The sequence below is a fragment of the Nocardia sp. JCM 38205 genome (assembly GCF_058222935.1).
Window position 1 is genome coordinate 310,060 of record NZ_JBYHFL010000004.1, and the last position, 22,782, is coordinate 332,841.

Annotated in this window: 17 protein-coding genes; 9 read left to right on the plus strand and 8 right to left on the minus strand. The window is 70.3% G+C overall.

All coding sequences use genetic code 11. From position 1 onward, the window contains the following. Positions 1–2: 2 nt before the first annotated feature. Positions 3–884: a dTDP-4-dehydrorhamnose reductase gene (gene rfbD, locus AC4HOU_RS17010; protein ID WP_163809416.1), complete on the minus strand. Its 882-nt coding sequence runs from the start codon at positions 882–884 to the stop codon at positions 3–5. Between the two features lie 203 nt (positions 885–1,087). Here rfbD and AC4HOU_RS17015 point away from each other — a divergent pair, with 203 nt between their 5' ends. From AC4HOU_RS17015 to AC4HOU_RS17025, 3 genes are all read left to right on the plus strand, one after another. After that, positions 1,088–2,548, plus strand: a complete 1,461-nt coding sequence (locus tag AC4HOU_RS17015) for an LCP family protein (protein ID WP_490724749.1) — start codon at positions 1,088–1,090, stop codon at positions 2,546–2,548. A gap of 39 nt (positions 2,549–2,587) precedes the next feature. Further along, positions 2,588–3,310: a TIGR03089 family protein gene (locus tag AC4HOU_RS17020; protein ID WP_163809924.1), complete on the plus strand. Its 723-nt coding sequence runs from the start codon at positions 2,588–2,590 to the stop codon at positions 3,308–3,310. Between the two features lie 121 nt (positions 3,311–3,431). Further along, positions 3,432–4,736, plus strand: coding sequence for a cytochrome P450 (locus AC4HOU_RS17025; RefSeq protein ID WP_195019914.1), 1,305 nt, complete (start codon positions 3,432–3,434; stop codon positions 4,734–4,736). 55 nt (positions 4,737–4,791) lie between these two features. Here the strand turns inward: AC4HOU_RS17025 and AC4HOU_RS17030 are convergent, their stop codons facing one another. After that, positions 4,792–6,360, minus strand: coding sequence for a carboxylesterase/lipase family protein (locus AC4HOU_RS17030; protein ID WP_228815140.1), 1,569 nt, complete (start codon positions 6,358–6,360; stop codon positions 4,792–4,794). 174 nt (positions 6,361–6,534) lie between these two features. Between AC4HOU_RS17030 and AC4HOU_RS17035 the strand changes: the two genes are divergently transcribed. Then, positions 6,535–6,753, plus strand: coding sequence for an FmdB family zinc ribbon protein (locus AC4HOU_RS17035; RefSeq protein ID WP_163809413.1), 219 nt, complete (start codon positions 6,535–6,537; stop codon positions 6,751–6,753). A 12-nt stretch (positions 6,754–6,765) separates the two neighbouring features. On the opposite strand, the gene AC4HOU_RS17040 is transcribed toward AC4HOU_RS17035, so the two are convergent. The 4 genes from AC4HOU_RS17040 to AC4HOU_RS17055 form a co-directional block, all read right to left on the minus strand. Then, positions 6,766–7,041 carry an Rdx family protein gene (locus AC4HOU_RS17040; protein ID WP_194992625.1) on the minus strand — a complete coding sequence of 92 codons (276 nt, stop codon included), beginning with the start codon at positions 7,039–7,041 and terminating at the stop codon, positions 6,766–6,768. Between the two features lie 35 nt (positions 7,042–7,076). After that, positions 7,077–7,466, minus strand: coding sequence for a YchJ family protein (locus AC4HOU_RS17045; protein WP_228815141.1), 390 nt, complete (start codon positions 7,464–7,466; stop codon positions 7,077–7,079). 60 nt (positions 7,467–7,526) lie between these two features. Then, complete coding sequence (locus AC4HOU_RS17050) at positions 7,527–7,895, minus strand: hypothetical protein (protein ID WP_163809409.1); 369 nt, start codon at positions 7,893–7,895, stop codon at positions 7,527–7,529. A 125-nt stretch (positions 7,896–8,020) separates the two neighbouring features. Further along, on the minus strand, positions 8,021–10,447 hold the full coding sequence (locus AC4HOU_RS17055; RefSeq protein ID WP_195019915.1) for an AAA family ATPase: 2,427 nt from the start codon (positions 10,445–10,447) through the stop codon (positions 8,021–8,023). A gap of 439 nt (positions 10,448–10,886) precedes the next feature. On the opposite strand from AC4HOU_RS17055, the gene AC4HOU_RS17060 reads away from it, so the two are divergent. The 5 genes from AC4HOU_RS17060 (at position 10,887) to AC4HOU_RS17080 (ending at position 19,348) form a co-directional block, all read left to right on the plus strand. After that, positions 10,887–13,394 (plus strand): DUF5691 domain-containing protein, encoded by a 2,508-nt coding sequence (locus AC4HOU_RS17060; RefSeq protein WP_195019916.1) that lies wholly within the window; start codon positions 10,887–10,889, stop codon positions 13,392–13,394. Beyond that, a complete protein-coding gene (locus tag AC4HOU_RS17065; protein ID WP_163809403.1) occupies positions 13,391–14,485 on the plus strand; it encodes an ATP-binding protein in 1,095 nt (364 codons plus the stop codon). Before AC4HOU_RS17060 ends, AC4HOU_RS17065 begins: the two co-directional genes overlap by 4 nt. Continuing rightward, entirely contained in the window at positions 14,482–16,863 is a 2,382-nt protein-coding gene (locus AC4HOU_RS17070; protein ID WP_194989943.1) for a DUF5682 family protein, read from the plus strand. Before AC4HOU_RS17065 ends, AC4HOU_RS17070 begins: the two co-directional genes overlap by 4 nt. Further along, positions 16,860–18,053, plus strand: coding sequence for a VWA domain-containing protein (locus AC4HOU_RS17075; RefSeq protein ID WP_194989942.1), 1,194 nt, complete (start codon positions 16,860–16,862; stop codon positions 18,051–18,053). The genes AC4HOU_RS17070 and AC4HOU_RS17075 overlap by 4 nt, the downstream gene beginning before the upstream one ends. 104 nt (positions 18,054–18,157) lie before the next feature. Further along, positions 18,158–19,348 (plus strand): ADP-ribosylglycohydrolase family protein, encoded by a 1,191-nt coding sequence (locus AC4HOU_RS17080; protein WP_194989947.1) that lies wholly within the window; start codon positions 18,158–18,160, stop codon positions 19,346–19,348. Between the two features lie 66 nt (positions 19,349–19,414). Here the strand turns inward: AC4HOU_RS17080 and AC4HOU_RS17085 are convergent, their stop codons facing one another. Both AC4HOU_RS17085 and AC4HOU_RS17090 read right to left on the minus strand, forming a co-directional pair. Further along, complete coding sequence (locus tag AC4HOU_RS17085) at positions 19,415–22,003, minus strand: ABC transporter permease (protein WP_194989941.1); 2,589 nt, start codon at positions 22,001–22,003, stop codon at positions 19,415–19,417. Continuing rightward, a complete protein-coding gene (locus AC4HOU_RS17090) occupies positions 22,003–22,779 on the minus strand; it encodes an ABC transporter ATP-binding protein (protein WP_194989940.1) in 777 nt (258 codons plus the stop codon). Before AC4HOU_RS17090 ends, AC4HOU_RS17085 begins: the two co-directional genes overlap by 1 nt. Positions 22,780–22,782: the final 3 nt, after the last annotated feature.

Here is a 22,782-nt window from a genome sequence, read left to right on the forward strand (position 1 = left end):
GCCTAACCGGAGCGGCGCTGCAACGCGTCCTCGAGCGCCGAGCGCCAATCCCGCAGCGGCGTCAGCCCGGCGTCGGCCCACGAAGTACCGGACAGCACCGAATACGCCGGGCGCCGAGCGGGTCTGGGGAACTTCGAGGAATCACACGGCCGTACTCGCTGCGGATCCGCGCCGACTCCGGCGAATACCGCCTGCGCCAGATCGAATCGGCTCGCGGTGCCGGAGTTGGTGGCGTGCAACAGCCGGGGGGCCTGTGGAGTGCGGGCCAGTTCCAGCAGGCCGAGCGCCAGATCGCCGCCGTAGGTGGGGCAGCTGAGTTGGTCGTCCACTACGTCGATGCTGTCGCGTTCGCGTTCGAGCTTCAGCATCGTCGCGACGAAGTCGCCGCCCGCCGCGCGGAAGACCCAAGAGGTGCGGACCACGTGGGCCTGCGCGGCCGAGTTCAATACCGCGTGTTCGCCGGCCAGTTTCGACTGTCCGTAGACCGACAGGGGCGCAGTGGGGTCGGACGTCTCGTAGGGCCGGGTCGCGGTGCCGTCGAAGACGTAGTCGGTGGAGATATGGATCAGCCGCGCCCCTGCCTCGGCACAGACCGCCGCCAGTACCGCGGGGCCCGTCTCGTTGGCCGCGAACGCGGCGGCCCGCTCGGATTCGGCGGCGTCGACGTTGGTGAAGGCGGCGCAGTTGATGATCACCGCGCCTGGACCGACGATCGCGCGCACCGCGTCGGCGTCGGTGATATCGAGTTCGCGGTGACCGAAGGCGCGCGCGGCGGGCGCGAACCGGCGCAACTCGTGCCCGAGCAGTCCGCCCGCACCGGTGACGACCACCCGCTCGGCCAGGTCGGGGTCGGCGGGTGTTTCCGGAGGTGTAGCGGCGCTCATGCGGTCAGTCTGGCACGCCGTCGCACCAGCGGTTCGGCTCCACCGCCGTTGCCGTTGGTTAGCCTCGTGATGGGGCTGGGTGTCATGAGCGACGCTGAGTCGAAAGGACTGGAATCGATCGCCGGGTCCGACGAGCGGACCCGACGGGGTGGAGAGGACTGCAGGTGGCGCAGCGCAGGACGGCAAGTGGGGGTGGCGCACCGATGTCCCGCACGGAATGGGAACCGGGTTCGTTCGGCCCCATGCGTGCGCTGGTGGCCGTGATCGCTGTGCTGGTGCTGGTGGTCACCGGCCTGGCCTGGCGCAGCGTGGACAGCCTCATCTCCAATATCGAACGCATCTCCGATCTGGGCCTCGGCGGCGGGCGCGACGGCGCGGTCGACATCCTGCTGGTCGGCGTCGATTCGCGTACCGACGCGCACGGCAACCCGCTGACCGACGCCGAACGCGCGATGCTGCACGCCGGCGATGAGATCGGCACCAATACCGACACCATCGTGCTGGTCCGGGTCCCCAACGACGGCAGCTCCGCGACCGCCATCTCCATCCCCCGCGACTCCTACGTCGACATCCCCGGCCTCGGCAAGGGCAAGATCAACTCCGCCTACGGCATCACCAAGCAGGAGCAACAGCAGGAGCTGCTGGACGAGGGCGTCGCCGAGGACGAGGCCGAACGCAAGTCCACCCAGGCGGGCCGCCAGGCCCTTGTCAAGACCGTCGCCGGGCTGACCGGCATCACCGTCGACCACTACGCCGAGGTCAGCCTGCTCGGGTTCGTGCTGCTCACCGACGCCGTGGGCGGGGTGGACGTCTGCCTGAACAATCCGGTCGACGAATGGATGTCCGGCGCCTCGTTCCCGGCGGGCAGACAGCGGCTCGACGGCCCGCGCGCGCTGAGTTTCGTACGCCAGCGCCACGATCTGCCGCGCGGCGACCTGGACCGCATCGTGCGTCAGCAGGTGTTCATGGCCCAGCTGGTGCAGCAGGTGCTCAGCAAGGACACCCTGAGCAATCCGAGCAGGCTCAGCGAGTTGAGCGAGGCGGTCGGGCGCACCATCGTGCTCGACGAGGACTGGGATGTGCTGGCATTCCTGCAACAACTCCAGGACCTGACCGGCGGCAAGGTCACCTTCGAGACCATCCCGGTGGCCGATCTCAACGGCACCACCCCCGAGGGCGAATCGGTGGTGCGGGTGGAGCCGAAGGCGGTGAAATCGTATGTGGCCTCGCTGGTCGGCGAGGACAGCGACGAACCCGCCGAGCCCGCGGTCGCGCCGTCATCGGTCACGGTCAACGTGTTCAACGCGAGCCTGGTCGGCGGACTGGCCGGTGCCGTCGCACAGGCCTTGAGCGCCAAGGGCTTCCAGCAGGGCGAGGTGGACAATTACTCCGGCGATCCGGTCACGAGCAGCCGGGTGCTCGCGTCCTCGACCTCGGACCCGAAGGCCAAGGCGGTGGCCGAGGCGCTGGGCGGGCTGACGGTGCTCGCCGACGAGACGGTTGCGCCGGATACGGTGAGCGTGGTGCTGGCGAGCGACTATTCTGGACCCGGGTCGCAGGCGGGCGGCATGTTCGACTTCGACACTCCGTCGACCTCCGCCACCCCCGTACCGCCCGCTCCGCCGATCGATGCAGGCAAGAACGGACCGACATGCGTGAATTAGCCACCGCGCAGCCAACAGCCAGTGAGCGTGAACCAGCCGATGCGTGATCTCGAGCAAGCACTGACCCTCACCGAGGCGGTGCTCGACCCGATCCTCGCGCGCGAACCCGCGGGTCCGCGCGTCACCTACTACGACGATGCCACCGGGGCCAGAATCGAACTGTCCGGGCTCACGCTGGCGAACTGGGCGGCCAAAACCGCCAATCTCGTGCGCGATGAATTCGGGCTCACCCCCGGCGCGCGGGTGGCGGTGCTGCTGCCCGCGCACTGGCAGACCGCGGCGGTGCTGCTCGGCTGCTGGTGGGCGGGCACCGAGGTGGTACTGCACGCCGATCCCGACGCCGACCTCGCCCTGTCCACCGTCGAGCGGCTCGACGACACCGACGGTGCCGGCGAGGTCGCGGTGCTGTCGCTGGATCCGATGGGTGCGCCGGTGCGTGATCTGCCGATCGGCGTCACCGATTTCGCCACCTCGGTCCGGGTACACGGCGACCAGTTCCTGCCCGGCGGCATCGGTGTGGCGCTGGACGGGATGTCGGTGTCGGAGGTTCTCGCCGAGGCGCGCACTTCGGCGCTGCGGCAAGGCTTCTCCGAGGGCGACCGGGTGCTGTCGAGCACCCCGTGGGAGACCCCTGCCGAGCTCATCGACGGTTTCGTCGCGGTGCTCGCCGCGGGGGCCTCGCTGGTCCAGGTCGTCAACCCGGATCCAGCGCTGCGGGAGCGGCGTGTGGAGACCGAACGGGTCACCGCGCTGCGCGGATGAGGCCGGTCCGGGCTCCTACCGTGGTATAGGTCGATACTCCGACTCTGGGACGTTCCCGCCGCTGCGCCGGTTCCGTACCGTGGTGATATCGCACACATCAGACGATGGGGTCGGGTGAGAGATGAAGCCGCAGTATTTGTTCCGGTGGTTGTCGGTGCACGGTGCGCCCCGTGCTGTCCTGCGGACGCAAGCGCGGCGCGGCGATGCGTTCGCCCAGTTGATGGGCGGGCCCGTCGGGGTAGACGATCCCTATCCGCTGATCGAACAGCTACGCGGTGCGGGCGGGTTGCAGCGCGCGGCGCTGTCCTGGGTCACCTTCGATCACGGGCTGAGCCGAGCGATCCTGCGAGACAACCGGTTCGGTGCACGCGCACCCGAGAGCTTCGTGCCCGGCCCCCTACAGCGGTTGGCCAAGCATTTCCCGGTACCGCCCAATCCGGTGGAGCCGCCGTCGATGCTGGTGATCGACCCGCCCGAGCACACCAGGATGCGCAAACCGGTGTCGTCGGCCTTCACCCCGCGGGCCATCGGCAAGCTACGCGACCGGGTCGAGAGCGTCACCACCGAATTGCTCGACGCGCTGCCCGCGCACGGATCGGCCGATCTGGTGCAGGCTTATGCCGCGCAGGTGCCGATCGCGATCATCTCCGAAATGCTCGGCTTCCCGGACGCCGATCGCGAGATGTTCCTGAAGTGGGGCGATCGAATGACGCCACTGCTGGACCTGGGGATCTCCTGGCGGGCACACCAGCGCGCCATGGACGCGACCCACTTCATGAACCACTACCTGATCGAGCACATCGAGCGCCTGCGCCGACACCCCGGTGACGACATCCTCAGCTCCCTGGTCACCGCCGGTGAACTGAACACCGAGGAACTGATCGCGACCGCGAGCCTGCTGATGGGCGCGGGTTTCGAGACCACGGTCAACCTGATCGGCAACGGCGTCATTCAGCTGCTCGCCCACCCGGGCCAACTCGCCCGGCTCCGCGAGGAACCCGAGCTGTGGCCGAACGCGGTGGAGGAAGTGTTGCGCTTCGATCCTCCCGTGCAGACCACCGCGCGCACCGCCCTCGCGGATCTCGAGTTCGAGGGCGTGCCGCTGCGAGCCGGCGCCACGATCGTGCTGTCACTGGCGGGTGCGAACCGCGACCCGGCCGTCTTCGATGATCCGGCACGCTTCGATATCACCCGGGCCAACGCGAAGGACCATCTCACCTTCAGCAGCGGCATCCACGTCTGCCTGGGCGCGAGCCTGGCCCGCATGGAAGCCGGCTATGCGCTGCGCGCGCTGTTCGAGCGTTTCCCCGAGCTCCGGCTGGAAGGCCCGCCGCGCCGCAGGCAGCTGTTCACGCTGCACGGATACGAGCAGATGCCGGTGAACCTCGGTCCACGGGCGCGCAGCCCGCAACACTCCGGCGTCTGAGCAGCGGTGTCCCGGGCGGGCCGGGGTGGGGATGGCCCGCCCGCCCGGGCGCCGCTCAGGCGAAGCCGACCGCTTGCTCGCCCCAGGCGGTGTGCAGGTCGTGGTCGGGGTCGTCGACCACCCGGTCGACGGCGTCGATGAGCAGGGTGGTGCGGGTCTGCTCGTGATAGGGCGGCCAATGTTTGGACCCGTCGAGCGCGGCAGGCACACCGTGGTGGGCGAAGGCCAACCAGCGCCGCATCATCCGTCCGGAGACCTCGGTGGCCACCTTGCGGCCGCCGAGCCAGAACGTCGGATCGTGGTTGAAGGTGCCGAAATTGCCGAAGACATAGGGCAATTCGGTGGCGTGCCCGGCCCCGACCCGCGCCGCCCGCAACATCGGGGTTGCGTGGTCGAACCGGTACATCCAGGTGCGCGAATGCCGGGAATGGGTATCGGCCACCCAGTGCGCGGGCATCCGGAACGCGGCATCGGTGGACATGGCCAGCGCACCGCGCGGCTTGGCCAGATCGGGGTAGGCGGAGGTGATCTCGGCGATGCGTTCGTGCGACATTCCCGGATGGCTTTCCTGCACACCATTGAGCATGGCGTTCACCGCTTCCGGGGTGACCGGCATGATCGGTGAGCGGAACAGCCGGAACAGCGACGCCTCGTCTTTGTTGGTGCCGATGATCAGCGGCACCCGATGCGAGAGCCCGTCACGGAAACGGTCGGTGGGATAGCCGGGCAGCAGGTCGCCGTCGACCACCGGGGCCGCGGCCAAGGTGCCGGGGGCCTGGATCGGTACTTCATCGATCAGGATCGCGGCCGCATCGATGATCCGGTCGATCGGGCACTCGAGCAGTTCGCCCGAGCGCTCGCGGGGCAGATCGATCAGCTCCAGGAACCTGTCGGCAACTCCGGCCGCGCGTTCGCGCCCGAAAACCGTTGTCGCGGGCGGACTCTGCGCGATCGCGCGATGGAACAGGCCGGCCGCGCGCGGCGCGGTGAGCAGCGCGGTCACGCAGCCGCCGCCCGAGGATTCACCGAACAGGGTGACATTGTCCGGGTCGCCGCCGAACGCGGCGATATTGCGCTGCACCCACTCCAGCGCGAACAGCTGATCGTGCAGGCCGAGATTGGACACGAAATCCGGCGACAGCGAGGACAGATCGAGGAAGCCGAGCGCCCCGATGCGGTAGTTCACCGTCACCACCACGACATCGCCGGTCTCGACCAGCCTGCGGCCGTCGTAGATGCCCTGCGCCGCGGTACCAAGGCAGTACGCGCCACCGTGCAACCACACCATGACCGGGTGCGGGCCGCCATCAGTGCCCGCCGGAGCGAAGACATTGAGCCACAGACAGTCCTCCCCCATCCGCAGGCCCTTGTCGATGGGAACGGTGTTGTCCATGTTCTGCGGCGCGATCTGACCGGACTCGATGGTGTCGCGGATGCCGTCCCAGGTCTGCGGTGGACGGGGCAGGGAGAACCGGTGCGGGCCTGCCGGTGCGGCGGCGTAGGGGACACCGCGCCAGACGAGCACCCCGCCGTCGCGCACACCGCGCACCCGGCCGTAGTCGGTCTCGGCCACCGGTCCGGACTCGTCCTGCGTGGCCGTCGCTCGAATCAACTCAGTGCTCATCGCGGACCCTCCTCATACCTCTGTCTATCGAGGGTACGACGGTGTTCATGACACCCGTGGTGACCGAAGCGAACCATCTGACGGCGCGTCGCGCCCGGGCGCGTCGGCGGCCCAGCTCAGCGGGCAATTCCGCGGCGAATGTCTGCTGGGTCACCTGCTCGCTACACTTGGCCGATGCCGAGTTACAACTTTCGGTGTCGCAGCTGCGGTGACACGTTCGAGGTGAACCGTCCGATGGCCGAGGCGTCCGCGCCGGCTCCCTGCCCGAACGGGCACGACGACACCGTCAAACTACTCACCACCTTCGCAACCGTCGGCCGAGCCGCCGCACCGGCGCCCGCCGCCGCGCCGCGCCCCTCCGGTGGGTGCTGTGGAGGCGGCTGCTGCGGCTGAGGCCGCGCCCGTTCAGTCCCTGCGGTCGACGTGGCCGAGGTCGCGGTCAGGGGCCACCCGGTCGCGCACCCGCTGCTTGAGCACCGCGATCTCGGGGAAACCGCCGTCGGCCTTGCGTTCCCAGATCTGCTCGCCGTCGACGGTGATCCGGAAGACGCCGCCCGTCCCCGGCACCAGGGCGACCTCGCCGAGTTCGGTGGCGAAGGTACTCAGCAGTTCCTGCGCCATCCAGCTCGCGCGTAGCAGCCAGCGGCACTGGGTGCAGTACTCGATCGCGACACGGGGCATGCGGCGAACCCTACCGGGAGCGGCGCGCACGCGGATCAGGCGCTGACGTCGCCGTCGAGGTAGACCCAGCGTCCGTCCTCTCGCACGAAGCGGCTGACCTCGTGCAGGGCGCCGCGGCCTGCGCCGTCGCGGTAGTGCGCGGTGAACTCGACCGTGCCGGTGTCGTCGAAGGGCCCGCCGCGTTCGGTCCGCTGGATCTCGAGGAACAGCCAGCGCTGGTCCGGATCGAGTTCGAGGGTCGCCGGGCGGCTGCGCCGATGCCAGGACCGGCGCAGATAGCCGACGTCACCGACAGCGAAGGCGGTGTAGCGCGAGCGCATCAGTGCCTCGGCGGTCGGCGCATCGCGCTCGCCCGCCAAGAGCGGCCCGCAGCAGCTGCCGAACGGTTCGCCGCGCCGGCACGGACATGGCTGCGTCTGATCCATGACACCGATCATGCTCACCCGCCGCCGTCCGGACCAACCGGGAGCCGGGCAGGCCGGTGCTCATCCGATCGTGGCGAGCTCGTCGGCGATGCGCGCGGTTTCCTCCCGCCAGCGCCGCAGCTCGATGACGGCAGGCGCCAGCTCGTAGTCGTGATGGTGGGCCGCATGCGACAGCGCCGACCACAAAGTCGCGATCCGCGCGGCGGTGAACGGTCCGGCGAAGGTGCGCAGGGCCAGCAATTGGGCGCGCATGGGGCAGCGCATCAGCTCCGGCGCCACCCGGATCCACAGCTCGTCGACGACCTGCTCCAGCGCGATCCGCAGAATCCACGCCGTCGCCCGCGACCACAGACCGCCCGCGTCGGTGACGCTGCCGTCGAGCAGCCCGTCGACGGCGGCCAGCCGCTCGGCGACGCTCGGACGGTCCACGCCGATGTGCGTTTCGTCGCGAGGCGGGCCGTTCGGGCGCGGCCGCTGCCGCGGCCCGCGAGATCGTCCGCCGCTGCCACGCGCGCCCCGACGTCGTCGGCGCCGGGCAGGGCCGGCTTCCTCACTCATCGCGCCAGCCATTCGACGAGCTTTTCGGTATCGGCGATCAACTCCTGCATGCTGCGCCCGATCGGCACATGCGCGCCCGCGGTGGCGTCACGGAGCGCACCGACAGCCCATTTGCCTTCGCGAGCAAGGTGTTTGCCCAGATCTTCGATCCGGCCGGACGGCCCGAGGACCGCGAGCGCCACCATGGCTCTGGTGGATTGTGCGGTATCGATCAGGCGCTGCACCTCACGATGGTCGACGCCGTCGGCGAGCAGCGTGCGCCGCGCCCTGGCCAGGCTCGCCGCTTCCAGCGCCGAACGGCAGCAGGTGGCGACGAGTTCGTCGGCGATCGCGGGTGGCAGCTGGGGGGTGCGGGTGAGCGCGCGGGCGTCGTCGAGGTAGCGCAGCACCGGATCGCCGGACACCCGCACCTCCACCCGGGAACGCTCGCGCCGCTGCACCTCGAGCACCCTGGCGTCGATCTGCATCCGGCGCACCGCCTCGGCCAGCCGCTCGTCATGGGTGAACACCACCACCTGCCGGGTCCAGGCCACCGTCGCCAGTACCCTGGCCAGCCCGTCGACCTTGGCCGGGTCCATCGCCTGCACCGGATCGTCGATCATGACGAATCGGAACGGGCTGTCCTCCACGGTCGCGCGGGGCAGGAACAGCGAGAGCCCGAGGGCGTGCAGCTCGCCCTGGCTCATCACCCCGAGTGCGGCGCCGTCCACCTCGTCGACGGTGACGTCGAGCAGAACCCGCCGCGCGGTGTTCACATTGCCTTGCAGCCGGATGCCGCCCAGTTCGACGTTGCTCTGCTGACGCAGGCTGTGCCATACCCAGCGCGCTGTCGTCTCTAGTGGCGCCATCCGTTCCCCACGCAGGCCGGCGGTGGCCGCCTTGAGCCACTCCTCGGCCTTGCGCACCGTGCGCAGCTCGTCGGCATGCGCGGCCACCGCGCAGGCCCCGTCGAGCCACGCGGCGATACGCGGCGTCAGCGGCGCCCAGACCTCGTCGAGCCGGTCGAGTTCCTTGCGGGTGCCCTGCTGCAAGAAGTCGAGCTCGTCGACCAGCCGCGCGTGCGCGGCCAGCAGCCGCCCGGGCAGCTCCGGGGTGTACTCGGCGTTGGTGAGCGCCGCCCATTCCGACCAGGCCCGCCGGGCCGCCGCGGTGTCGACCGTTGGTGGGTTGCGCGGATCGAAGGCCAGCTCCGCCGGAATCTGTTCCGGTAGCGAGCGCGCCGCCCGCAACGCATCGCTCAGCTCGCTACGAGCGCCGGCCAGCGCGGCCACCCGCTCGCTCAATTGGGCGATGGAGGCCTCGGCGGCCCGGGACCACTGCTGGTCGAGACTGCCCTGTCCGCACACCGGACACGGGCACGGCCCGGTGCGGGCGGCGTGCTCACGGGCGCGGGTGAGCAGGTCGAGGATGCGCAGATCGGCCTCGGCGTCGGCGGTGGAATCGCGGTCGAGCGCGGTGCCGCAGGCGGCCAGCCGGGCGGCGACCTCGGCGACCTCGGCCTCCGACGGCAACCGCAGGCGCACGATGGCGCGCAGGCCCTCGGGTTCGCCGCCCGAGCCGGTGCCGAACAGCTCGGCTTCCACCGCGGCCAGGTCCGGCGCGGGCGGGCGCAGCAGTTCGGTCATCCGGATGGCGCGGTCGTCGGCCACGGCGGCCAGATCGGCGAGCAGTTCGAGCCGTTCCTGGCGGGAGTCGCGGGCCGCGCGTTCGAGCTCGAGCCGCCGCATCCGGATGGTCTCCTGCGCGAAGGTGAGTTCATCGAGTCCGAGCAGTTGATGCAACGCGTCGAACAGCTCGCTCGGTTTGCCGTCGACCAAGGCACCGAGTTCGCTGTAGGACAGGAACGGGCGGTACAGCTCGAGCGGCACCGACCAGCGGCGCGCGGGGAACGGCGCCGGGCCCGCGGCCGTGCGCTGGGTCCACCGCGCTTCCGTCAGCGCGGCACCTGGTGCCCATTCCTTGACGACGGTGAGCGCGGGCTGCTCGCCGCCGGCGAGTAATTCCAGTTCGATACGCGCGGTTTCGGGTTCGTGCAGATTGCGCCAGCCCTCGCGCCAGGCCGCCGACCGGCCGTCCCAACGCCGGTTGCCGCCGGTCAGCGCCAGTTCCGCGGCCTCGGCGAAACTGGATTTACCGCTGCCGTTGCGGCCGACCACCAAGGTCAGACCGGGGCCGGGCGCCAGCTCGAGAGTGGCCTCGGCACCGATTCCACGGAACCCGCGCACTCGGATCGCCCGCAGGAAAATACCCGCGGCCCCGAATTCTGCTGCCGGTTCGCTCGATTCGAGATCGCCGAGAGCCGCCAGCACGGTGTGCGCGATATCCGCGGTGACCGCGGGATCGGATTCGAGCCGCCGGGTGACCAGCTCGGCCAAGCGGGGCGCGTGCCGACTCCCCGGGCCGGTCTCGGAATTCGTGCGCATACACCACCCCCTGCACCACCGAACCGCGGCGCACCCTCCACCCCGCGCGCGGTCGCACTGTACGAAAGCTGTCCGAAACGCTACCCGATAGCCGGGCGCAGGCACAGACGAGAAACTGCCCGCGGGGATGGAATTGGCCATCGAAACGCGGGGCTGCGCTCCGATGTCCACCCCTCGCCAGCCCCGACGGGCAGCTCGTTGGTGTGTCACCCTGTGCAGGGTGGCTCGGGCGAGCCGAACAGGTCAGAATGCCAGAGCTCACCCGTGTGCGCAAGCGCACGCTCGGCCGACCGTCGCCGAAAAATTCGACGGCACAGCGGATTTCCCAGGTAGATCCGGGTGGCGAGGGAACTTGTCGGTGCGATGCGGTAGAAATCCGGGGACCGAATGCAGGGGGCTCGAGGAGCGGGGGAAGTATGGAGCACGTGAGGCAGAGCCGGTGACTGCGCGCCAGAACCCGGCCACGGCGCAACGCCGGGTGCGGGTGAGCGCGGGATTGGCCGAACTCGATATCTGGCTGGCCGACCAGGTGCGCACCGGGCTGGCGCAGTCGGATCGGTCGTTCGGCGCGTTCGAAGCGATGGCGGCGCGCATGGTGGACGCGCAGGCGCCCGGAGTGGCGGCGATCCTGCGGCAGGTGCCCGCGGCCGTGATCACCCGCTCCGACTGGCCGCAGGTGGTGCTCGACCGGTATGCCCGGCTGCATCTGCTCGTCACCGCGCACCGCAGGCTCGACGAGCTCGCGCCGCCGCTGGCCGCCAGCGTCCGCACCCGTATCGGCTACCCCACCAGGGCGGATTCGGTACGGGCCGAACCCGCCGTCCGCGACCAATGGATGACGCTCGGCGTCCGCGTCACCGAGGACGACCGGCTCTACACCCGGCGCACCTGGCTGTTCGGGCGGCGCAGCGGCCGCTGGGCACTGCTGATCGACCACAATTTCGGTTCGCCCGGCTTCGCGGTCGAAGCACCGGCGCTCGGCATGATGGCCGAGGCCGATCTGCACTTCTACCCGGCGGCGGCGCCGTTGCGGGCGCTATGGGGCGCAGCGCACGGTGGCGCCGAACCGTTCACCACGGTGCCGCGAGAACCGATGTCCGGTCTCGAGGCGGCCCTGAACCGCTATACCGAGGCACTCGCTGCCGATCCATGGCTCGGCTCCTGGCCGATGCTGCTCGCCGACGTCGTGCCGGTGCCGGGCGAGGAGGGCTGGCAGCTGGCCGAAACCAGCGGCGCCGCACTCCCGCTGGCGACCCTCGACCCGCAGTGGGACCTGCTCGGCGTCTCCGGCGGCCATCCGGTGACCGTGACGGCCGAATGGACCGACAGTGGCCTGCTGCCCCTGTCGGTGCTGGCCTCGGGTGCGGTGATCGACATCGGCACCGTGGTGAGCGGGCCCGGCGGGCGCGGGGCGGTCGCCTCGGCCGAATTGGCCTCGGCGGCACTGCTCGGCACCGCGCGCCGACCGCCACCGACCGCAGCGCTGCCTCCCCCCGTCGCCGCCGAGGTGCGGCAGTTGGACACCGATCCCGCTCTGCTTCTGCTCGAATCCGCCGCCCTGGATGCCGCCTTCGCTCGCGGTGGCATCCTCCCGGGCCGCGCCGACCTACCGGAACCGGCCGAGGACGATCCGCGCGGGCAGGTGCCCCGCGCCGCCGCCGAGCGGTTGACGCAGCTGTTGCGCGACCGCTCGCGCTTCCTGCCCGAATGGCTGAGTGCCGCCGCGCCATTGGACTACCGCGCTCCCGACGTGCTGTGCGCGCAACTGCTCGAATACGCCGCTGGGCACGCCGATGTGCGAGAACCGTTGCTACGGCTGGCGGGAACGCGGGGCCGGTGGCTGGCCGAGCGCAATCCGGCCTGGCACACCTTGATCCGCCACGGTGCGGCGGCGGTCGAGCCCACCGGATCCGATGCGGCCTGGCGTCTCGGGCAACCGGCCGAGCGGGCCGAGTGGCTGGCCGCGCTGCGGCAACGCGACCCGGCCGCCGCGCGGACGGTGCTGCACACGGCATGGGAGTCGGAGTCGGGGCCGCTGAAGGCCGAGCTGCTCGCCGTCCTGGAGCACCGGATCAGCGCGGCCGACGAGCCGCTGCTCGAGTCCGCGCTCGACGATCGGCGCGGCGATGTGCGCCGGACCGCGGCCGGGCTGCTGCGGCTGCTGCCGGATTCGGCTTTCTCCCAGCGCATGACCGAACGCGCCGCGGCCTGGGTGCGTATCGGCCGGAAGGCACTGCACGCCCAGGTGAACATCGACATACCGGACGAGCTCGATACCGCTGCCGTGCGTGACGGCATCACCGACCGCACCGGGGAATACGGGTATCGCTGGGCCGGCGCACCCGATGTCACCGCCGGGCGGTTGCGTCATCTGGTGGCCGCGACACCGCTGGCGCATTGGGAGGCGGTGCTGCATTCCCCGCAGCGCGCCACCGGCGCCGCCATCGACGACCGGTTCCGGCAACCGATGTTCGATGGCTGGGTCGACGCCACCCTCGCCGAACGCGATCCGCGATGGGCGCGAGCGCTGTTCGACGCCGGAGTCCCCTCGGACCTGGCCATGTTGCGTCGCCGGGAACTGTTCGGCCTGCTCCCACCGGCCGATCGGAGCCAGCATGTGCTGCGGCTCGACGGTGCCTGGCTGTCGGAGATCGAGGCGCTGCTGCCCGCCGTCGGCCATCCGTGGCCGGAGCCGGTGGCCCGGCATGTGCTGCTGTTGCTCCAGGAACGCGCGCGAGCGGCCGAACGTCGTCCAGGAGCGCACGGCACCACCCCGACCGCGCACCGGTCATTGCTGACCGCCGCGTCGGTGCACCTGCCGCCGACGTCGGCAGCTCTGGCGACGAACCTGGCCCGCCGCTGCGGCGATCCGGCCTGGGCGCGGGCCTTCGACCGGCTCGCCGACGACATCACCACCCGATCGACGATGCTCGAGGAGTTGCAGTGACCGCCACCGAATCCCATCTGCTGCGTCCGCACGCCGAACAGGCCTTCGCCGACGAACTGCGGGCCCTCGCCGCCGTGGACGACCGACCGCGGCCACCGTCGTGGCGGCTGTCGCCATGGGCCGTTGTCACCTACCTGCTCGGCGGCACCCTCGGCGACGGCACGGTGATCAGCCCGAAGTATGTGGGGCCACGCCGGCTGATGGAAGTCGCCGTGGCCACCCTGGCCACCGATCGGGCGCTGCTTCTGCTCGGCGTGCCCGGCACCGCCAAAACCTGGGTGTCGGAACACCTTTCCGCGGCCATCAGCGGCGCCTCCACGCTGCTGGTGCAGGGCACCTCCGGTACCGGTGAGGAATCGATTCGCTACGGCTGGAACTACGCACGGCTGCTCGCGGAAGGGCCGAGCGACGGTGCGCTGGTGCCGTCACCGGTGCTCACCGCCATGCGCACCGGAGCCATCGCCCGGATCGAGGAACTCACCCGCATCCCCTCGGATGTGCAGGACGCGCTGATCACGGTGCTGTCGGAGAAGACGCTGCCGATTCCGGAACTGGGCGCGGAGGTGCAGGCCGCCAAGGGGTTCAATGTCATCGCCACCGCCAACGACCGCGACCGCGGCGTCAACGAGCTGTCCTCGGCCTTGCGGCGTCGCTTCAACACGGTGGTGCTGCCGCTGCCCGCGAGCGAGGAAGACGAGGTCGCCATCGTCACCCGCCGGGTCGCGCAGCTGGGTTCGACGCTCGAGTTGCCCGAGGTGCCCGCGGCCGCCGAGGAGGTGCGCCGGGTGGTGCGGATCTTCCGTGAGCTGCGCGACGGCGTCACCGCCGACGGACGTACGAAGCTGAAATCGCCCTCGGGCACCCTGTCGACCGCCGAGGCCATCTCGGTGATCACCAATGGTCTCGCGCTGTCGGCGCATTTCGGTGACGGCGTGCTGCGCGCGAGCGATGTGGCGGGCGCGGTGCTCGGTTCGGTGATCAAGGATCCGGTGGCCGATGCGGTGGTGTGGACCGAATACCTGGAGGCCGTGGTCCGCGAGCGCCCGGAGTGGTCCGATTTCTATCGCGCCTGCCGAGAGGCCGGCGGATGAGCGAACCCGCCGGCGGTCCTGGCGCCGCCGAGCCTCGGACCCGGGTGTTCGGGATCCGTCATCACGGGCCGGGTTCGGCCAGGTCGCTGCGGCTCGCCCTTGATCACTATCGTCCTGACACGATCTTGATCGAAGGACCGGCCGACGCCGATCCGCTCACCGCATTCGTCGCCGACCCGGGCCTGGTGCCGCCGGTCGCCATGCTCGCCTACGTCCCCGACGCGCCGACCCGCGCCGCGTTCTGGCCGTTCGCGCAGTTCTCGCCGGAGTGGCAGGCACTGCGTTACGCGGCAGAACACGATGTGCCCGTGCGCTTCTGCGATCTGCCGGCCACCACTGTGCTCGCGCTGGACGCCGAACCCGGCGACCGCGTCGACCCGCTCGCCGAACTCGCCTCCGCCGCCGGCTACGACGACGCCGAACGCTGGTGGGACGCGATCGTCGAATCGACCACCGACATCGACACCTTCGACGCCCTGACCGAGGCGATGCGCGCCCTGCGCGACAGCATCGCCGGCGTTGAGCCGACCGGCGACTCCACGACGCATTCACCGTCGGCGCCGCCGGAACCAGCGAGCGCCGACAGCCGCCCACGGCGCGGCCGGAGCCGCCCCACCGGATCGCACGACAGCGGCGCCCAAGCCGACGGCGAGCGGCTCCATCCGCCGATATCACCGGCTGATCGGATCGACCGACACACACTGCGGCGTGAGGCCTACATGCGGCAGACGATCCGGAAGGCGCTGAAGGACGGAGCGCAGCGCGTCGCGATCGTCTGCGGGGCCTGGCATGCGCCGGCGCTCGTCGAACCGCTCGGCCCCGCTGCCGCCGACGCACGGCTGTTAAAGGGGCTGCCGAAAGTGAAGGCCCGGCTGACCTGGGTGCCGTGGACGCATTCGCGGCTCTCCTCGGCCTCCGGATACGGTGCCGGTGTCACCTCCCCCGGCTGGTACCACCACCTGTTCACCCACACCGAGCAGCCCATCGTCCGCTGGCTGACCAAGGTCGCTGGCGCGCTCCGCAGGCATGATCTTCCGGTGTCGAGCGCGCACATCATCGAGGCCGTGCGGCTGGCGGAAACGCTGGCGGCGCTGCGTGATCGGCCGCTGGCCGGGTTGTCGGAGGTCACCGAGGCCACCAGAGCGGTACTGTGCGACGGCGATGAGAGCATGCTCCGGTTGGTCGGCGCCGAATTGGTGGTCGGCGAGGCCATCGGGGCGGTCCCGGCGACGACGCCGACGGTGCCCCTGGACGCCGACCTGCGTGCCAGGGCCCGCACCCTGCGGCTGAAACAGCAGCCCGAGCCCACCCTGATGGAATTGGATCTGCGCAAGGAACGCGACCGCCGCAAATCCCGGCTACTGCACCAGCTGCGGATCCTGGACGTCGAATGGGGCACGCCCACCGACAGCGAGGTACGCGCCACCGGCACCTTCCGCGAAACCTGGACCCTGCAGTGGGAACCGGAATTCGCGGTGGCGGTGATCGAGGCGTCACGCTGGGGCACCACCGTCGCCTCCGCCGCCGAAACCAAGCTGCTCGACACCGCGGCCCGCGCAGACCGTACCGTCGGCGACCTCACCGACGCGCTCGGCCTTGCCTTGCTCGCCGATCTGGGCGGCGCCGTCGGCGAACTCATCGGCAGGCTGGAATCGGTGGCCGCGCTCGACCACGACGTCACCCATCTGCTGGCCGCACTACCCGGGCTGGTGCGCACCCTGCGCTACGGCGACGTGCGCGGCACCGATACCGCCGCGCTCACCCACGTCGCCGACGGCATGCTCATCCGCATCTGTGCCGGCCTTCCCGGTGCGGTCACCGGCCTGGACACCGATGCGGCGCTGGAGCTGCGCGGCCTGATCGACGCCGGGCACACCGCGATCCACATCCGGGACGACACCGAAGCCCGCGAGGCATGGCTGGCGACCCTGCACCGCATCGCCGACCGCGATGATGTGCACGGCGCGATCGTGGGCCGTACGGTGCGGCTGCTGTGCGACGCCGACCGGATCGACCGGGCCGAATCCGCGCGCAGACTCGCCGCGGCGTTGTCCATCGGCAGCTCCGCCGCCGCCAAGGCGGAGTGGATCGACGGGTTCCTCGGCGGACGCGGACTGCTGCTGGTGCACGACCGCGCATTGCTGCGGCTGGTCGACGATTGGCTGCGCACGCTCGACGATGACCAGTTCGTTCAGACCCTGCCGCTGCTGCGCCGGACCTTCGGCGCCTTCGAAACGGGCGAACGCCGTGCCATCGGCGCCGCGGTCCGCGACGGAGTCCCCGCCACCGCCGGTGCTGCGAGCGTGCGGCCACTGGACCTCGACCGGGGCGCACGCGCGATGCGCGTGGTCGCCGAGATCCTGGGAGCCCGACCATGAACGACACGCCCGATCGCGCCGCTACCGAGGCTGTCGACAGCGAATCCTCGGCGCGCCGTTGGCGTCTGGTGCTCGGCGCCGCGGCCGAACCCGAACTCGGTGGCCTCGGCTCGGCCGACGATGCCGCCATGGACGGCGCGCTGTCCACGCTCTACGACAGCGATCCGCCCGCCGGTTCGGGGCCGCGCTCGGCCGGCCTGCAGGGGTCGGCGCCGCGGGTAGCGCGCTGGCTCGGCGATATCCGCACCTATTTCCCGTCGTCGGTGGTGGAGGTGATGCAGCGCGATGCCATCGAACGGCTGGATCTCACGCAGTTGCTACTGGAACCGGAGTTGCTCGAGGCGGTGGAGCCGGATGTGCACCTGGTCGGCACCCTGCTCAGCCTGAACCGGGTGATGCCGGAAACCACCAGGTCCACCGCGCGGACGGTGGTGGAGCAGGTGGTGCGCGATATCGAGCGGAGGATGGCCGCGCGCACCGTGGCCGCGGTGAGTGGCGCGCTCGACCGCGCGGCGCGGGTGAGCAGGCCGCGTCCTCGCGATATCGACTGGGATCGCACCATTCGCAAGAATCTGGCGCACTATCTGCCCGAGCAGCGCACCGTCGTCCCCGAACGGCTGGTCGGCTACGGTCGCCGCGCCAAGGCGGTGCGCCGCGATGTGGTGCTGGCCATCGACCAATCCGGCTCCATGGCCTCGAGCGTGGTGTACGCGTCCGTATTCGGCGCCGTACTGGCCTCCATGCGCTCGCTGCGCACCTCGCTGGTGGTGTTCGACACCGAAGTGGTGGATCTGACCGAGCACCTGACCGACCCGGTCGACATGCTGTTCGGCACCCAACTCGGCGGCGGCACCGATATCAACCGTGCCCTCGCCTACTGCCAGACCCTGGTGACCCGGCCCGAGGAAACGCTGTTCGTGCTGATCTCCGATCTCTACGAGGGCGGCATCCGCGAGGACATGCTGCGCCGTGTCAACGCACTGAAGGAATCCGGCGTCCAGATCGTCGTCCTGCTCGCTCTCTCCGACGACGGCGCCCCCGCCTATGACCACGACAACGCCGCCGCCCTCGACGCCCTCGGCATCCCCGCCTACGCCTGCACCCCCGACCGCTTCCCCGACCTCCTCGCCCTGGCCCTCAACCGCGGCGACATCCGCACCTGGGCGAACACCACCACAGGACGACCGTGACCGATAACGACTTGCCACTGCCGCCGAACCCTTGGGACAACGTCCTCCCGGAACCTTTCGTCTTCTCCGGCGAGCCACCGCTGCCGGGTATGCCCTCACCTGACATGTTCGCTGTCGCAGAGCCGAGCTTCCCGGTGTCGTATCCGCGGCTGTCGGAGATCCCGCCCACCACGTTTCCGATCGCGCACGGGTGTCTGCTCGGAGGGGCCGTGGGGGACGCGCTCGGCGCGGCCGTGGAAGAGCTGACGCTCGCCGAGATCCGGGACCGATACGGGCGCGACGGGTACCGCGGAAAGGTGGCCGAGTACAGCAATCAACCCACCGAATTCACCGGCCGAACGTCCGAGGAGAGCCAGCTCGCCTTGTTGATGGTCGAGGCAATGATCCGCAGCAGCGTCCGCGCGCGCGACCGCGGAACCGGCGCGCCGACGGTTGGCATGTTGCAGGCGATGTGTGTGGAGTGGCTGCGCACTCAGCTGGATTCGGTTCCGGCCGAGCAATACCCGCTGCGCAGCGGCTTGCTCGAGCTACCTGCCGTCGCCGAGCGTCGCGGAGCATCGCGGACCGTGCTCACCGCTCTGCTCCGCGCGGCCGAACGGCAGCAGTCGCGTAGCCCATTGGGCACCACCAGCACACCGATCAACGACTCCAAGGGCTCGGCCGGTGCGGTTCGGGTGGCTGCCTGCGGATTCCTCCCCCACCCCGCCCGCTCCTTCGACCTGGCCTGCGAGGCAGCCGCGCTCACCCACGGTCACCCGAGCGGATGGCTGGCCGCCGGCACGTTCGCTGCGATCATCTCCGGACTCTGGACCGGCAACGACCTGCCCTCCGCCGTCGACCTGGCCCGCACAGAACTGGGCCGGCACAACCATCACCGCGAGGTGTCCACGGCTCTGGCGGCTGCGGTCCGGTCGGCAGCGAGCGGCCCGCCGAGCCCCGAACAGATCGAATCGCTGGGTGCGGGGTGGACCGCGCCGGAGGCTCTCGCCATGGCCGTCTATGCCGCCCTCACCGCGGAATCGGTGGGCGGCACACCGCAGCAGATCGTCGAACGGGGACTGCGCGCCGCGGTCAACCACTCCGGCGACAGCGATGCCACGGGCGCCATGTGCGGCAATCTTCTCGGTGCCCGCTACGGCTACCAAGCAATTCCCGAGGACTGGGCCGGCGCGTGCGAAATCGCCGGTCCGGTCTGGGCACTCGCGCAGGATTTCACCATGGAGTTCGGGCCGCGCCCGCCTGTCGGTCCGGACTATTACATCGACCCGCACTGGGCCGCCCGCTTCCACGGCTGAGGCCCACCGCGGCCGTGCACCGAATGAGGTTGCGGGGCAGACGAATACGATCGGCCCGCAACCTCCCTACAGATCCGCGATAGCCGCCAGCGGTGGCGTCCGCGCCGCGCGCACCGCTGGCCACAGCGCGGCGAGTACACCGACCACCGCTGAACCGATCAGCATCAGTACCAGCTGCCCCCACGGGACCGCGATCTGGTCCAACCCGAGATCGCGGAGGGTGCGCAGGAATCCGACGCCGAGGCCGAGCCCGAGGATCGCGCCGACGATGGCGCCGAAAACCGCGATGAGCATGGATTCCAGGTAGATGGTTCGGCGGACCTGGGCGCGCTGGGTGCCGACGGCGCGCAGCATGCCGATCTCGCGGCGGCGCTCCACCACCGACAGCGCCAGGGTGTTGACGATGCCGAGGATCGCGATCACCACCGCCAGAGCCAGCAGGCCGTACAGGATGGCGAGCATGGTGTTGATCTGCCTGCCCTGTGCGCCCTTGAACTCCTCGCGGTCCTGCACCTGGACCAGCGAGGCCTCCGTCGGCTGATCCGCACCGGTCCCCGGCGTGTGGTTGCCTGCCACCGATTGCACGGTGGCCTGTTCCAGCGCGGTGCGCATGGCGGCGAGGTCGGCTCCCGGCTCGGCCGCGACGAGGGCCAGCACGTTGATGCGCAGGTTCGGCGGCATCACCTGGTCGAATACGGCCGAGGGCACGACCAGCGGACCCATCAACGGCGACTTCCGGTAGACGCCCGCGACGGTGACGGGTATCTGCTTCTTGTCCATGCTGGTGAGCGTGATCTGCTGGCCCGCGCGCAGATCGTGTTCGGCCGCTTCGTCTTCGGCGATCAGGATGTCGCGCTCACCGAGAGTGCCGGTACCGCTGAGGACGTCGTAGTTCAGCACCCGATCCAGTGGCCCATCGGGCGAGGTGCCGAATTCCTCGTCATCGTCGATCTTCACGCTGACACCCCGGATCGCCACCACTTCGGCCACCCCGGGGACCTCGCGGGCGGCCGCCACCGCCGGTGCGGGAACACCGACCGACTGCGGCCCGCCCATCTGCGGCCCGGCCAGCACGTAGTCGGCGGCCACGCCCTTGTCCACCAGCACGCCGACGCTGGCCTTCGCGGAGGCGCCGAGCATGCCGATGGCCGAGACCAACATCAACCCGAGGGTGAGCGCGAAGGCCGTCGCGGCGGTCCGGCGGGGGTTGCGCACGGCGTTGTTGCGCGCCATCGCACCGATCGGCCCGAACGGACGCAGCAGCAGCCCGAGTCCGCCCACCACCGGCCGGGACAGGGCGGGCGACGCCAGCAGTACCGCGAAGATCAGCGCCAGCGCACCGACACCGACGGTCGCCGCTGCCGTTCCGCCGGTCGACTGCGCGCCGACCACCACGAGCACCACGCCGACGACCGCGAGCGCCAGCCCGATCCAGGTGCGCACCCGCAGCGACTCACCGGCCGAGGCGAATTCCTCCCGCATGGCCTGCACCGGCGGAATCTTCGCGGCCCGCCGGGCCGGCGCGTAGGCGCTCGTCACCGTGACCAGCAACCCGACCAGCAGCCCGACCAGGATCGTGCGCGGCAGCACCGTCATCGAACCGGTCGGCAGGCCGAGATCGAACGCGTTGAGCACCGCCGACAGCCCGAACGCCAGCCCGACGCCCGCGAGCAGACCGATCGCACTGCCGATGACGCCGATCACCACGGCCTCCACCACCACCGAGCTGCCGACCTGGCGGCTGCTGGCGCCGACGGCTCGCAGCAGCGCGAGCTCCCGCAGCCGTTGCGCGACGATCATGGAGAAGGTGTTGTAGATGATGAACGTGCCGACGATCAGGGCGATCGCGCCGAACGCGAGCAGAAAATAGTTGATGAAGTTGAGGGCGTCGGAGATCTCGGCCTTCAGCTCGGCGCGGACCTGATCACCGGTCTGCACCTTGTAATCGGGCAGCGCCTCGTCGATGCGGTCACGCAGATCCTCGCCGGAGATGCCGCGAGCGGCGACGTCCACGTAGGCGACGTGCTTGCCGTCGGTGAACAACTGCCTGGCCTGCTGCTCGTCGAACAACACACCGATGAAGCCGCCGGTTTCGGTGGCGAGATCGTAGATGCCGGTGAGCGTGACCTCGATGGTGCCCTGCGAAGGGATCAGCACCTTGGTCCGATCGCCCACCGAGAGGCCGGCGCGTTCGGCGCCGCCGCTGTTGAGCGCGATCTCCCCCGCCCGGGCCGGCGGTGCCCCCGCAGTGAACTCCTCGGGTTCGGCGACGGCGCGTTCCGGCGGAAGATAGGCCTGGCCGACGGTCGGTGCGCCGCCGGTCTGCACGGCCTTGGTGCCGTCCGGGGTGAGCAACACCAGCGTGCCGTTCACGCCGGGTGCGACCGCACCCACACCGTCCATACCGGCGATCTCGTCGACCACGCTGTCGGGCACGCCGAGCGACTGCCGTTCCTCGGGACTGACCCGTACCGCCACACCCTTGGCCTCATCGGCGAAGATGCCGTCGAAGGTGCGCTGCAAGGTGTCGGTGAAGACGAATGAGCCCGCGATGAAGGCGGTTCCCAGCACCACCGACAACAGCGTGAGCGCGAGCCGCACCTTGTGCGCGGCGAGATTGCGCAAGGCGACCTTGCGCATCGGGTTGCCCGCCATCACTTGGTCTCCAGTGCCTTCATCCGATCCAGTACCGATTCCGCGGTGGGGCCGCGCAATTCGTCGACGATGCGGCCGTCGGCGAGGAAGACGACCCGGTCGGCGAAGGAGGCGGCGTGCGGGTCGTGGGTGACGACGACGACCGTCTGCCCGAATTCGTCGACGGCGGTGCGCAGAATCGAGAGCACCTCACCGGAGGAGCGCGAATCCAGATTGCCCGTCGGTTCGTCGCCGAAGATGATCTCCGGTTTGCCCGCCAGCGCCCGCGCGCAGGCCACCCGCTGCTGCTGCCCGCCGGACAGTTCGCTCGGCCGGTGGGTCAGCCGGTCGCTGAGTCCGAGCCGGTCCAGCACTGTGTCGAGCCACTGCTGGTCGGGGGCGCGCCCGGCGATGTCCAGCGGCAGGGTGATGTTCTCCAGCGCCGTCAGCGTGGGGACCAGGTTGAACGCCTGGAAGACGAAGCCGATGCGATCGCGCCGCAGCCGCGTCATCTGTTTGTCCGATAACTCGTTCAGGGCGGTGTCACCGATGCGCACCGTGCCCGAGCTGGCGCTGTCCAGCCCGGCCAGGCAATGCATCAGGGTGGATTTTCCGGAGCCGGAAGGTCCCATGATCGCGGTGAATTCGCCCTTGACGAATTCGGCCGACACCGAATCCAGCGCGGTGACCTGGGTGTCTCCGGTCCCGTACACCTTGGTCAGGTTTTCGGCGGTGGCCGCGACGACGGCCGGAGCCTGCGTCTGGGCCTGATCGATGCCAACGGCGTGCGAGGTCATGGT